Genomic DNA, 12,462 nt, shown 5'->3' on the forward strand with positions numbered 1-12,462 from the left:
TCGTTCTCAGGGCACCGCTTCAGACGGTCGGCCCATGTAGGAACGAGTGAGACGGGGACTGGCTATGCAGCAGATCTGTGCGTTCCGAAGCTGCGGGGCGCCCCTGCCCAAAGGAGCGGCATCCCGCGGGATACGGCTGTGCACCTTGTGCCGGGACGTGCTCACCGCACGCCTGGCCAGCCTGCCGGGACTGTACCTGGCCTGCGAGCAGAGCCTTGAGGTGCCTCGCCAGCATCCGATCAGGATGATGCGCGGCCGGCGACCGAGCGGGATCCGCCTGGACGAAGTGGCCGCGGCCGTGCGCAGTGACACGGTGCGCGTGCTCTCCTCATGGTGCGAGCTGGTCATCGAGGAGCGCGGCGTGACGGGGCTCGGCAGCCTCGATGTGAAGGCGCTCACCGCCTTCCTCCAGGCTCACCTGGACTGGCTGGTCGGCCATGCCGTGGCGGCCGATTTCGCCGAGGAGATCGTTGCCCTCGCCGCGGACGCCGAGCGGGCGCTGAACCCGACGAGAGTTCGGACCATCGACCTCGGCCCCTGTGCAGAGCACGGATGCGGCGGGAGGGTGCGTGCCTCGATCGGCGCGGGGGGCCAGGGGGCGGTACCTCAGGTCCGCTGCGACTCCGGACACGACTGGCCGCCGCGGCGGTGGCTCGATCTCCGCCGGCTGAACGCTCCGGTCGCCGGCATGCCCGCCGAGAGGAGCACGTCATGAGGCAGGCGCCGAGCGGCCGCACCACGGTCCCGACGGAACTCGCGGCGCTCGCCGCCGGTGTCGCCGCGGCGACCATCCGGAAGTGGGCCAGCCGCGGCCAGCTCACCCGCTACGGCAGTCCGAGGCGCGCGGAGTACGACCTCGACGAGCTCTACGAGCTGGTCGTCCGGAAGACGCCGAGCCGGTAGTCGCGGTACCCGCGGCGTGCCGCGATCATCATCTCCGATCAGTACCGCCGGCCCGGCGCCGCTCCCGCGGCGCCGGGCCGGCGGCATTCCAGCCGCCTGCGCGGCATCTCCCGACCGGGCCGGGACCGAGTTCTCGGCGCCGGTGGCGCCCGCCGACGGGGCAGGATTTCGCGCTCCGAATGGCACGGCCCGGTGATCGGAGCTTGGTCGACCGCTGTGAGCTGCGCCGATGCCGGAAACTGAGGACGGCGGGACGGAAGGCTCTTGACGCCGGAAGTCCGAACTGTCACGCTTGTTCTGGCGGCAGAGGTATGCCCAAATGCTTGCGAGAAGTGAGCATTTGATGGGATGAAACCCCCGCCTTCTTGATCACTGAGCGGCCCTCTCGTCCCGCAAGCGCGCCGGGAACCGCACCCGGCCGCGGTGAGCATTCTCTCCACACGAGAGCCCGGCACTTCCGGCTTTCCCGCACGAACCCACCGCGGGACTCACTCGCACCCTCCATCCCTGCGCGACGACGATCGTCGGAGGATCCACCATGCCTGACAACGCCCGATTCCCCGGCTCCGAGAACGAAGCCGACCTTCGGAGGAAGAATCGCGCCACAGTCGAGAAGTACATGAACACCACGGGCCAGGACCGTCTCCGGCGGCACCTGCTCTTCACCGAGGACGGCGTCGGCGGCCTGTGGACCAACGACACCGGCCGGCCCATCGCGATCCACGGACGCGACCGGCTCGCCGAGCACGCCATCTGGTCGCTGAAGTGCTTCCCCGACTGGGTCTGGACCAACATCGAGATCTTCGAGACGCAGGATCCGAACTTCATCTGGGTCGAGTGCGACGGGGAGGGGGCCATTCGGTTCCCGGGCTACCCCGAGGGCCACTACAAGAACCACTTCCTGCACTCGTTCCGCCTCGAGGACGGAATGATCAGGCAGCAGCGCGAGTTCATGAACCCCTTCGAGCAGTTGCGCGCGCTCGGAATCCCGGTGCCGGAGGTCAAGCGGGAAGGAATCCCGACCTAGGAGCCGGATGTGATCCGGGAGAGTCCGCCGACGCGGACAGCCGTCATGAAGCCGGGGAACGCCGCACCCTCGACGGGTGGAGACCGATGAACAAGGCCAGGTCAGCACACGATCTCCGCAATCTGCAACTGACTCTGTACTCGAAGGCCGCCCCGCAGCAGCCCGACTGGAGCGATCCAGCTCAGGTCCGGCGCATGCGTGAGCTGCTGGCATCCCGCCCTGCGCTCGTCAGGGCCCGAGACGTGATGCGTCTGCGTTCGCTTCTCGCCGAGGTCGCCGAGGGGCGGTCCCTGGTCCTCCAGGCCGGGGACTGCGCCGAAGACCCCGACGAGTGCACCCCGGAGCACCTCAGGAAGAAATCGGCCGCGCTGCACACGCTGGCCGGCGCACTGACCGTCATCACCGACAAACCGGTGCACCGCGCCGGACGCATCGGCGGCCAGTTCGCCAAGCCCCGCAGCAGCCCCACCGAACAGGCGGGCGAGTTGCTGCTCCCGGTCTTCCGCGGCCATCTCGTCAACGATCCGGCGCCCACGCCGGAGAGCCGGCGGCCCGACCCGCTGCGCCTTCTCACCGGGTTCATGGCGGCGAGCGAGATGATGGAGTACCTGGGCTGGCGCGGTGCGCGGAGCCTCCCGCACAGCGACCCGCCCATCTGGACCAGTCACGAGGCGCTGCTTCTCGACTACGAGGTCCCGCTGGTCCGCCGGGCCGAGTCGGGAGCGCTCGTGCTGGGCTCCACGCACTGGCCGTGGATCGGCGAGCGCACCCGGCAGCCGGACGGCCCTCATGTCGACCTGCTCAGCCAGGTCGCCAATCCGGTGGCGTGCAAGGTGGGCCCGGCGACGACGAGGGACGAACTGCGGGCCCTGTGCCGGCGGCTCGATCCGGAACGCGAACCGGGCCGGCTCACCCTGATCGCGCGGATGGGAGCCGAGCAGGCGGCATACCGGCTGATGCCCCTCGTCGAAGCGGTGCTCGGCGAGGGGCATCCGGTCATCTGGATCTGCGATCCGATGCACGCCAACACCGTCCGCACCCCGGAGGGCCGGAAGACGCGCCTGGTGAAGACGCTCATGCGGGAGGTCCAGGACTTCGTGCCCGCGGTGCAGGCGGCCGGCGGGGTCGCGGGCGGCCTGCACCTGGAGACCACCCCCGACGACGTCACGGAGTGCGTCGTCGACGAGGCCGACTTCGGCGGGGTCGGGGACCGGTACCGGACCTTCTGCGACCCGCGGCTGACCCTCTGGCAGGCCGTCGCCGTGATCTCGGCCTGGGGGAACTGAATGACCGATCGAGAGGAGGGCGCTCATGCCCGGCATCCCCGCCATCGAGACCTACCCGATCCCCGGTGTGGGCGACCTGCCGAACAACATCGCCGACTGGACGCCGGACCCTTCTCGCGCCGTCCTGCTCATTCACGACATGCAGCGTTTCTTCATCAGGCCCCTGCCCGCCCCGACACGGGACGAGCTCGTCCGGAACATCGCCTCGGTGCGTGAGCGCGCCGTCGCCCTCGGCGTCCAGGTCGCCTACTCGGCTCAGCCCGGCGACATGAGCGAAGAGGAGCGCGGGCTGCTCAGGGACTTCTGGGGCCCGGGGATGAGCAGCACGCCCGACGACCGCCTGGTGGCCGACGAGCTGTCCCCCGAAGCCGGCGACTGGATGTTCTTCAAGCGGCGTTACAGCGCGTTCTTCGGCTGTGACCTCCTGGAGCGCATCCGGCGCAGCGGGCGCGACCAGCTGATCATCTGCGGGGTGTACGCCCACCTCGGGGTTCTGATCACCGCCGTCGAGGCCTACAGCAATGACATCCAGACGTTCGTGGTCGGCGACGCCGTCGCTGATTTCAGCGCCGCCCACCACCGCATGGCCCTGGAGTACGCGGCCGAGTCCTGCGCGGCGGTGGTGAGCGCGAAGGAAGTGTTCTTGTGACCGGGCCGGGCGGTGCCGGGCGGTCGGGCTCCGGCGGCGACCTGCTCGATGCCGTCCTGGCGCCCAGCCCTCCCGCCTTCGCGCTGCTGCACCGCCCGGAGACGAGCGGGCCCGGATCACTCGACGTCCTCGTGGGAGACGTCTCGCACGTGGAGGCGCTGGCGGACATCCCGCTTCCGGACTCCGGCGGTGTCCCGCAGGGCCCGGCGGGCCGCCCCGAGGTGCTGGCGATCATTCCTTACCGCCAGATCCGCGAACGAGGCTTCGCGTGCGCGGACGACGGCGCTCCGCTGATCACGATCAGTGTGACCGGACACGCGACGGTGCCGCTCGCCGAGGCGATCGCCCGGATCCCCGATCCGCCCATCGCCGTCCCCGACGGGCACTTCGACGTGACGGACGACGCCTATGCCGAGAACGTCCGCCGAGTGATCAAGGAGGCGATCGGCGAGGGGGAGGGTGCGAACTTCGTCATCAAACGGTCCTACATCACCGGCATCCCCGACTACACGCCGCACAGCGCCCTGGCGGTCTTCCGACGGCTCCTCGAGGTCGAGTCGGGGACGTACTGGACCTTCGTCGTCCACACCGGCGACCGGACGTTCGTGGGCGCCACGCCGGAGCGGCACGTCACGTTGAACGGCGGCGTGGCCACCATGAACCCCATCAGCGGCACCTACCGCTATCCGGCGTCCGGCCCCTCGTTGCCCGACGTCATGGACTTCCTGGCGGACCGGAAGGAGTCCGAGGAGCTCTACATGGTCCTGGACGAGGAACTCAAGATGATGACGCGGATCTGCGAACCGGGCGTCCGGGTGGTGGGCCCGCGGCTCAAGGAGATGGCGCGGCTGGCGCACACCGAGTACTTCATCGAGGGGAGGAGCGGGCGAGATGTCCGGGACATCCTGAGGCAGACCATGTTCGCCCCGACCGTCACCGGCAGTCCCCTGGAGAACGCCTGCCGCGTCATCAGCCGGCACGAGCCGGCGGGCCGCGGCTACTACAGCGGGGTCGTCGCCTGCATCGGCCGCGACGCGTCGGGTCGCCAGTCCCTCGACTCGGCCATCCTCATCCGCACCGCCGACATCGACAGCGGCGGCCAGGTGCGCATCGGTGTGGGCAACACGCTCGTCCGCCATTCCGATCCGGCCTCGGAGGTCGCCGAAACCCGGGCCAAGGTGGCCGGGATGCTCACCGCGCTGAGGGCCGAAGCCCCGTCCAGGCTGGGGTCCCACCCCCGGGTACGGGACGCGCTGGCGCAGCGCAACGCGACGATCGCCGGCTACTGGCTGGGCGCCGGCGCCGAGTCGGCGTCGCCCTTCCCGGAGCTGGCGGGGTGCCGGACGCTGATCGTGGACGCCGAGGACACCTTCACCTCGATGCTCGAACACCAGCTGCGCAGCCTGGACATGCGGGTGACCGTGCGCCGCCACGACGAGATCCCGCCGTTCGGGGCCTACGACTTCGTCGTGCTGGGACCGGGCCCCGGCGATCCCGCGGACCCCGGCCTCCGCAAGCTCGCCCGGTTGTCGTCGGCCGCGGACGCCCTGCTGGCGGAGCGCCGTCCCTTTCTCGCCGTCTGCCTGAGCCACCAGGTCCTCTGCGAGCGGCTCGGACTCGGCGTGCGGCGCCGGGAGACGCCCAACCAGGGGGTGCAGATGGAGATCGACCTGTTCGGCCGCCGGGAGACGGTGGGGTTCTACAACACGTTCGCGGCCCGGTCGGCGCGGGACGGTATCGATATCGACGGTGTGGGCGCGGTGGAGATCTGCCGCGATCCGGACACGGGCGACGTGCACGCGCTGCGGGGTCCCCGTTTCGCCTCCCTCCAGTTCCATGCCGAGTCCGTGCTCACCCAGAACGGGCCGCGCATCCTCGGTTCGGTGATCAGAACGGCGCTGGCCGGATGAGGCCGCGACAGGCGGGGCCGGACGGGACGCACCCGTACACGGTGATCGACGCGTTCACGGACACGCCGCTGCAGGGCAATCCGGTCGCCGTCTTCTTCCACGCGGAGGACATCCCCGCGGAGCGCATGCAGCGCATCGCCAAGGAGATGAACCTGTCGGAGGTCACGTTCGTCCTCCCGCCGGAGCAGGGCGGCGACGCGCGCATCCGCATCTTCACCCCGGTCAACGAACTGCCGTTCGCCGGGCATCCGCTGCTCGGCACGGCCGTCGCGCTCGGCGAGTCGGTCGAGGGGGACCGGCTCCGGCTGGAGACGGCGATGGGAGTGATCCCCTTCGAGCTGGAACGCGCCGACGGGACGGTCGTCGCCGCCCAGATGGTCCAGCCGGTGCCGACCTGGCGGGAGTTCGACCGCGCGGACGAGCTGCTGGCGGCGCTGGGCCTCCCCGCGTCGGAGCTTCCGGTGGAGATCTACTCCAACGGGCCCCGGCACGTGTTCGTCGGGCTGGAGAGCATGGCCGCGCTGTCGCGGGTCGATCCCGACCACCGTGCCCTGGCCGCGTTCCCCGACATGGCGACCAACTGTTTCGCCGGGGCCGGCACGACCTGGCGGATCCGCATGTTCTCGCCCGCCTACGGGGTGACCGAGGACGCGGCCACGGGCTCCGCGGCGGGGCCCCTCGCCATCCATCTCGCCCGTCACGGCCGCATCGGCTTCGGGCAGTGGATCGGCATCCAGCAGGGCGTCGAGATGGGGCGGCCGTCGCTGATGCGCGGCCGCGCGGATCTCGCCGACGGCCGCATCGCGACGGTGCGGGTGGCCGGTTCGGGCGTCCCCGTGGCGCGTGGATTGATCTACGCCTGAGCGGCAGCGGAGGCAGCAGTGAGCGCGAAGTACGAAAGCCTGACCGGTGTACTCGACGAGTCCTTTCCGGAGTACGCCGATCCGCCGGACGAGCCGATGGCCCTGGCGCGGGGCTGGATCTCGGCGGCGGTCGCCGAGGGGGTGCGCGAACCGCTGGCTCTCGCGCTCGCCACGGCCGACGGCCGGGGCCGCGCCTCGAACCGGATCGTGTCGATCACGGAGGTCACCCATCAGGGTCTGGTGTTCACCAGCCACAGCACCAGCCGGAAGGGCCGGGAGATCGCGCAGACCGGCTGGGCCTCCGGGCTGCTGTACTGGCGCGAGCTCGCCCGGCAGTTGATCGTGTCGGGGCCGGTGGTGCTGCTGGAGGCGGCCGAGGCGGACCGGCTCTGGGCGGCCAGGCCGGCGCCGCTGCACGCGATGACGACGGCGTCCCGGCAGAGCGAACCCCTCGACGACGTCCCTGCGCTCCGCGCTGAGGCCGAACGCCTGTCGGAGCGTGGCGGTCCGCTGCCCCGGCCGGACCGGTTCGCCGGCTACCGGCTGGAGCCGGCGAGCGTCGAGTTCTGGTCCGCCGCCTCCGGAAGGCTGCACCGGAGGCTGCGCTACGACACGTCTCCAACGGGCTGGCAGACCGTCAGGCTGCAGCCCTAGCCGGGCTCCCGCCCGGTCCGTTTCACATCGCCCCGAACGGCACCGCGATCCGTGTGATCGCGGTGCCGTTCGCGCTTCATGCCCGAATCAGTCTGGGACATAAGAGGAGTTCCCCATGGTGGACAGACCCCCCGAATTCGACGCGATCGTCATCGGTGCCGGGATGGGAGGCATCTACGCGCTCCACAAGCTCCGCAACGAGCTCGGCCTCGACGTCCGGGCGTTCGATCGGGCGGCCGGCATCGGCGGCACCTGGTGGTGGAACCGCTATCCGGGCGCCAAGTCCGACAGCGAGGGCCTCGTCTACCGGTTCTCGTTCGACAAGGACACGATCGCGGAGCCGGTGGGCGACAACCGCTACATCGACCAGGCCGACATGCAGGCCTATCTCGAGTCGGTGGTCGACAAGTTCGGCCTGCGCGAGCACATCCAGCTCGACACGAGCATCGACTCCATGGTGTTCGACGAGGTCCAGGGGACCTGGACCGTCACCACCGGTGAGGGCGAGAGCCACACCGCGCGCTTCGTCGTCACCGCCCTCGGTCCGCTGTCGGCGGTTTACGTGCCCGACATCAAGGGCCGCGACAGCTTCCGCGGGCGTCTCGTCCACACCGCGGCCTGGCCCGCGGACCTCTCGATCGAGGGCAAGCGCGTCGGCGTCGTCGGCACCGGCTCGACCGGCACGCAGTTCATCTGCGCGGCCGCGAAGACGGTCGACCGGCTGACGGTCTTCCAGCGGACGGCGCAGTACTGCGTCCCGAACGGCAACCGGCCGTTCACCGAGGAGGAGAAGGCCGAGTACCGGGCCAACCACCAGGACGTCTGGGCGGAGGTCTGGACCTCCTATGTCGGAGGCGGGTTCCGGGAGAGCCAGGTGGCCGCGATGAGCGTCTCCGAGGAGGAGCGCCGGCGCATCTTCCAGGCGGCCTGGGACAAGGGCAACGCGTTCCGCTTCATGCTGGAGACGTTCTCCGACATCGCTCGCGACCCGGCGGCCAACGAGGCCGCGGGCGAGTTCATCCGCTCGAAGATCAAGGAGATCGTCAAGGATCCGGAGACCGCGCGCAAGCTCATGCCGAGCGGCTACTACGCCAGGCGTCCGGTCAGCAACGAGGACTACTACGAGGTCTTCAACCAGGACAACGTCTCCCTGGTCAGCCTCAAGGAGACCCCGATCAGGGAGATCACGCCCAACGGCGTGCTCACCGAGGACGGGGTCGAGCACGAGCTCGACGTCCTGGTCTTCGCGACCGGCTTCGACGCGTTCGACGGCACCTACCGCCAGATGGACATCCGCGGCCGCGGCGGCGTGACCATCCAGGAGCACTGGAAGGACGGCTCCGGCAGCTACCTGGGCATGTCATGCCACCGGTTCCCGAACATGTTCATGGTCTTCGGCCCGTGCACCGTCTTCAGCAACCTGCCGCCGGGGATCGAGACCCAGGTCGACTGGTTCGCAGGCCTGATCAAGACGGCGCTGGACGACGGCAAGTCGTGGATCGAAGCCACCGAGGACGCCGAGCGGACGTGGACCACGACCTGCGACCAGATCGCCGAGCACAGCCTTTTCTCGAAGGTCGATTCGTTCATCAACGGCGGCAACATCCCCGGCAAGAAGAAGAGGCTGCAATTCTACGTCGCGGGGCTCGCGGCCTATCGCAAGAAGCTGGAGGAGGTGATGGGCGCCGGTTACGAAGGCTTCGTCCTCGATGCTCCCGCGGAATCGCAGGACCGGCAGATGGCATGACGGAGAATCCGGCCCCACTCGGCTGGCAGGCATACGGCAAAACAGAATCGAAGAGGAGATTGACCCGTGGCTGATTACTCAGATCGTCACTTCCGGCCCGACACGGGGCCGTTCGACTTCGAACGAGGGAACGCGGCCGTCGAAGTGATCTTCCCGGCGCTCCAGGCCGAGTCCCGCCTCGGTGTCTCCGAATCGGGCAGCGACGCCTCGCTGGTCGCCGACTTCACCATGGCGCTGGAGGTCACCTGGTTCGATGCGGTCGCGCCCTACTACTACCCGGCCAAGGGCATCTACTCCGACCTCGGCCACCGTCCGAAGAGCGAGTGCAACAACCGGAACAAGAACGTCGCGGTCCTCTACGCGTCCTACCGCATCCTCAACGACCGCCTTCCCCATGGCAGGGACGACTGGCGCAAGATGATGGAGTCGGTCGGGCTGAACCCCGACGACGACTCCGAGGACAAGGAGACGCCGGCCGGCATCGGCAACCTCGCCGCCCGGGGAATGATCGAGGCCCGCGCGGACGACGGCATGAACCGGCTGGGCTACGAGGGCCGCAAGTACCACCCGCAGCCCTACCGGGACTACACCGGCTTCCAGCCGGTCAACACGGCGTTCGAGCTGCACGACCCGTCGCACTGGCAGCCCAACGTCAACCCCTACGGCAACGGCGTCTTCACGGTCCAGCACGCGGTGACCCCGCAGATGCGCCTGGCCACGCCGTTCACCTTCTCGGACCCGTCCAAGTTCAAGCTCGAGCCGCCGGTCAACAGCGACGTGCGCAACATCGAGGCGTACCGTAAGCAGGCCGACGAGGTCCTGGCCGCGTCGGCGGGGCTCACCGACCGGCAGAAGGTCCTGGCCGAACTGTTCAACGACAAGTTCTTCACCCTCGGGGTCATCGCGGGAACGACCGCGCTGAGGACCAAGCCGATGGAGATCGGCGAGTTCGTCCAGTACCTCGCCACCGTCGAGGTCGCCATCTTCGACGCCGCCATCGTGGACTGGCACTACAAGGCCCTCTACCACTCGGTGCGGCCTTTCAGCGCCATCCGCTACCTCTACGGCGACAAGCCCGTGACCGCCTGGGGCGGGCCGGGCAAGGGCACCGTCCACGACATCACCGGCAACGAGTGGCAGAGCTACCTGACCACCCCCGACCATCCGGAGTACCCCTCGGTCTCCACCTCGCTCTGCGGCGCCTACACCCAGGCGGCGCGGCTGCTGCTCGGCGGCGACGAGATCAATTCCGAGATCCACGTGAAGGCCGGGTCGTCGGTGGTCGAGCCTGGGATCACGCCCGTCGAGGACATGACCCTGAGCTGGGACACGTGGACGGACCTCTCCGCGGACTGCGGCATGAGCAGGCACTGGGGCGGCGTGCACTTCCGCTCGGCGATCAGCAACGTGTCCGAGTTCGCCACGCAGATCGGTACGCGGGCCTACGAGTTCATGCAGGAGCACCTGGAGCCGTAGCGGGGTCCGGCTCCGCCCCGGGGCCCCGGGCCCGGCCGCCCGGGCCCGGGGCGGGGTCGGCTACCGAAGGTCTCGCTCGGTCAGTCCGTAGAGATTGCCGTCGTGTCCCCGGATCTGCGCCCACCGGGCGCCTTCCCGCCACGACGCGGCTTGCGGTGCCACGGTGATGTCGACACCCCGTGCGCGCAGGTCGGCGCAGGTGGCGTCGAGGTCGTCGCAGTCGAACCAGCCGTGGGTCATCCGCCCGGTCCGTTCGCGCAGTGCCGCCAGGACGGCCGGCTCGACGGCGGCGAGCGCCACGTGGGTCTGCGCTCCCGGTGGCCTGACCTCGACCCACCGCCGGCCGTCACCGTAGGGAACGTCCGCCGCCAGTTCGAAGCCGAGCGTTTCGGTCAGGAATTCCAGGGTGCTCTTCTGGTCCGTTACGTAGAGCACCGAAAGCCGGGGATGAGTGATCATCTGTTTCCCTTCGACGTGCGCCGGACTCGGCTGCCGACGATCTGCCCACAGTTTTACGAAAACCATCGCAGCCCTTCATGTCAAGAAAATTCCGGCCCCATTCATGGATATTGGACGTGTGCTTGCCGCGCGATATTCATGGAGTGTCGAAATAGGTGCGGACAGGGAGCGCAAGAGGCATCATGTCTACCCTTGAAAACGCTCGGATAGTGATCGCCGGTGCCGGGATCGGCGGGCTGACCGCCGCGCTGGCCCTGCACGCCCACGGGCTCGAGGCGACCGTGCTGGAGGCCGTCCCCGAGATCCGCCCGCTTGGAGTGGGGATCAACATCCAGCCCGCCGCCATCGCCGAACTGACCTCGCTGGGGTTCGGGGACGCTCTGGCGGAGATCGGCATAGCCACCCGCGAGCACCGCTACCTCGACCGCGCGGGCACCCTGCTGTGGACCGAGCCGCGAGGCGTCGCCGCCGGCCATCCGAGCCCGCAGTACTCGCTGCACCGCGGGGAGCTGCAGATGATGCTGCTGACCGCGGTGCGCGACCGGCTCGGTCCGGACGCGGTGCGCGCAGGGGCCCGGGTGACCGGCTTCGCGCAGGACGCCGGGGGCGTCCGCGTGCACGTCCGTGACCGGGCGGGCCGCCGGTCCACGATCCACGGCACGGCGCTCATCGGCGCCGACGGGATGGACTCCGCGGTCCTGTCCCGGCTCCACCCCGATCGCACCGCGGTCTCCGCGGCCGGTATCCACATGTGGCGCGGCCTGACCGAACTCGACGAGTTCCTCGACGGGCGCACCATGATCCTGGCCAATGACGAGGCCGGGGCCCGCTTGGTCGCCTATCCGTGCTCGGCACGTCATGCCCGGCAGGGCAAGGTCCTCCTCAACTGGGTATGCCTGGTCTCCTCGGCCGCGGCGGACGCGTCCGGCGACGCCGACGGCTCCGGGCGGCTGAAGGACGTGCTGCCGCACTTCTCGTCCTGGGACTTCGGCTGGCTGAGCGTCCCGGACGTGCTCACCCGCAGCGGCCGGATCCTCCAGTACCCCATGGTCGACCGCGACCCGCTCGACGAGTGGGGGACCGGCCGCGTCACCCTTCTCGGCGACGCCGCTCACCTGATGTACCCGATCGGCGCCAACGGCGCGTCGCAGGCCGTGCTCGACGGCGTCGCCCTGGCCGCGGAACTCGCCCGGGACGACGAGGTCGCCGCCGCACTGCGCCGCTACGAGAGCGTCCGCCGCCCGGCCACCACCGCGATCGTCCAGGCCAACCGGGACATGGACTCCGCCGAGCGCGACCTGGCGGCCCGCGCCGATGCGGACGACGCGACGAAGGCCGCCGTGCTGCAGGAGGTGACCGGCAGCTACCGCGACGCCGTCGAGACCGGCACCGGGCATGCCGCCCGGCCGCAGCCCTAGCCATCCCCGTCCACCACGACCACACGCCACGGAACACGAAGACGACACGGAACACGAAGAGGAGCATCGA

12 protein-coding genes are annotated in these 12,462 nt (G+C 69.7%); 11 read left to right on the plus strand and 1 reads right to left on the minus strand.

Going from position 1 to position 12,462, the window contains the following annotated elements; all coding sequences use genetic code 11:
- The first annotated feature begins 157 nt into the window (after window positions 1–157).
- The 10 genes from K4S16_RS13370 (at window position 158) to K4S16_RS13415 (ending at window position 10,515) form a co-directional block, all read left to right on the plus strand.
- On the plus strand, window positions 158–715 hold the full coding sequence (locus K4S16_RS13370) for a hypothetical protein (protein WP_149259217.1): 558 nt from the start codon (window positions 158–160) through the stop codon (window positions 713–715).
- Window positions 712–903 (plus strand): hypothetical protein, encoded by a 192-nt coding sequence (locus K4S16_RS13375; RefSeq protein ID WP_149259218.1) that lies wholly within the window; start codon window positions 712–714, stop codon window positions 901–903. The genes K4S16_RS13370 and K4S16_RS13375 overlap by 4 nt, the downstream gene beginning before the upstream one ends.
- A 538-nt stretch (window positions 904–1,441) precedes the next feature.
- Window positions 1,442–1,930: a PhzA/PhzB family protein gene (locus tag K4S16_RS13380; protein ID WP_149259219.1), complete on the plus strand. Its 489-nt coding sequence runs from the start codon at window positions 1,442–1,444 to the stop codon at window positions 1,928–1,930.
- Between the two features lie 86 nt (window positions 1,931–2,016).
- On the plus strand, window positions 2,017–3,216 hold the full coding sequence (locus K4S16_RS13385; protein WP_149259220.1) for a 3-deoxy-7-phosphoheptulonate synthase: 1,200 nt from the start codon (window positions 2,017–2,019) through the stop codon (window positions 3,214–3,216).
- A 25-nt stretch (window positions 3,217–3,241) separates the two neighbouring features.
- Complete coding sequence (locus K4S16_RS13390) at window positions 3,242–3,865, plus strand: isochorismatase family protein (RefSeq protein WP_149259221.1); 624 nt, start codon at window positions 3,242–3,244, stop codon at window positions 3,863–3,865.
- A complete protein-coding gene (locus K4S16_RS13395) occupies window positions 3,862–5,775 on the plus strand; it encodes a chorismate-binding protein (RefSeq protein ID WP_149259222.1) in 1,914 nt (637 codons plus the stop codon). Before K4S16_RS13390 ends, K4S16_RS13395 begins: the two co-directional genes overlap by 4 nt.
- Complete coding sequence (locus K4S16_RS13400; protein WP_149259223.1) at window positions 5,772–6,638, plus strand: PhzF family phenazine biosynthesis protein; 867 nt, start codon at window positions 5,772–5,774, stop codon at window positions 6,636–6,638. Before K4S16_RS13395 ends, K4S16_RS13400 begins: the two co-directional genes overlap by 4 nt.
- Window positions 6,639–6,656: 18 nt before the next feature.
- Entirely contained in the window at window positions 6,657–7,292 is a 636-nt protein-coding gene (phzG, locus tag K4S16_RS13405) for a phenazine biosynthesis FMN-dependent oxidase PhzG (RefSeq protein WP_149259224.1), read from the plus strand.
- 115 nt (window positions 7,293–7,407) lie between these two features.
- Window positions 7,408–9,039 (plus strand): NAD(P)/FAD-dependent oxidoreductase, encoded by a 1,632-nt coding sequence (locus K4S16_RS13410; protein WP_149259225.1) that lies wholly within the window; start codon window positions 7,408–7,410, stop codon window positions 9,037–9,039.
- Between the two features lie 66 nt (window positions 9,040–9,105).
- A complete protein-coding gene (locus K4S16_RS13415; RefSeq protein ID WP_149259226.1) occupies window positions 9,106–10,515 on the plus strand; it encodes a vanadium-dependent haloperoxidase in 1,410 nt (469 codons plus the stop codon).
- Window positions 10,516–10,575: 60 nt separating this feature from the next.
- Here the strand turns inward: K4S16_RS13415 and K4S16_RS13420 are convergent, their stop codons facing one another.
- The gene (locus K4S16_RS13420; RefSeq protein ID WP_160160899.1) at window positions 10,576–10,974 is read right to left on the minus strand and encodes a VOC family protein; all 399 of its coding nucleotides are present in this window, start codon (window positions 10,972–10,974) and stop codon (window positions 10,576–10,578) included.
- A gap of 182 nt (window positions 10,975–11,156) precedes the next feature.
- Here K4S16_RS13420 and K4S16_RS13425 point away from each other — a divergent pair, with 182 nt between their 5' ends.
- The gene (locus K4S16_RS13425) at window positions 11,157–12,392 is read left to right on the plus strand and encodes an FAD-dependent monooxygenase (RefSeq protein WP_149259228.1); all 1,236 of its coding nucleotides are present in this window, start codon (window positions 11,157–11,159) and stop codon (window positions 12,390–12,392) included.
- The last annotated feature ends 70 nt before the right edge of the window (window positions 12,393–12,462 follow it).

This window comes from Actinomadura sp. K4S16 (assembly GCF_008327685.1).
Taxonomy (GTDB): Bacteria; Actinomycetota; Actinomycetes; order Streptosporangiales; family Streptosporangiaceae; genus Spirillospora.

What these genes read in the sequence shown, in the direction of transcription:
- K4S16_RS13390 (WP_149259221.1), top strand. Translation starts at nt 3,242, where the DNA reads ATGCCCGGCATCCCCGCCATCGAGACCTACCCGATCCCCGGTGTGGGC.
- K4S16_RS13400 (WP_149259223.1), top strand. Translation starts at nt 5,772, where the DNA reads ATGAGGCCGCGACAGGCGGGGCCGGACGGGACGCACCCGTACACGGTG.
- K4S16_RS13385 (WP_149259220.1), top strand. Translation starts at nt 2,017, where the DNA reads ATGAACAAGGCCAGGTCAGCACACGATCTCCGCAATCTGCAACTGACT.
- K4S16_RS13425 (WP_149259228.1), top strand. Translation starts at nt 11,157, where the DNA reads ATGTCTACCCTTGAAAACGCTCGGATAGTGATCGCCGGTGCCGGGATC.
- K4S16_RS13420 (WP_160160899.1), bottom strand. Translation starts at nt 10,974, where the DNA reads ATGATCACTCATCCCCGGCTTTCGGTGCTCTACGTAACGGACCAGAAG.
- K4S16_RS13375 (WP_149259218.1), top strand. Translation starts at nt 712, where the DNA reads ATGAGGCAGGCGCCGAGCGGCCGCACCACGGTCCCGACGGAACTCGCG.
- K4S16_RS13380 (WP_149259219.1), top strand. Translation starts at nt 1,442, where the DNA reads ATGCCTGACAACGCCCGATTCCCCGGCTCCGAGAACGAAGCCGACCTT.
- K4S16_RS13410 (WP_149259225.1), top strand. Translation starts at nt 7,408, where the DNA reads ATGGTGGACAGACCCCCCGAATTCGACGCGATCGTCATCGGTGCCGGG.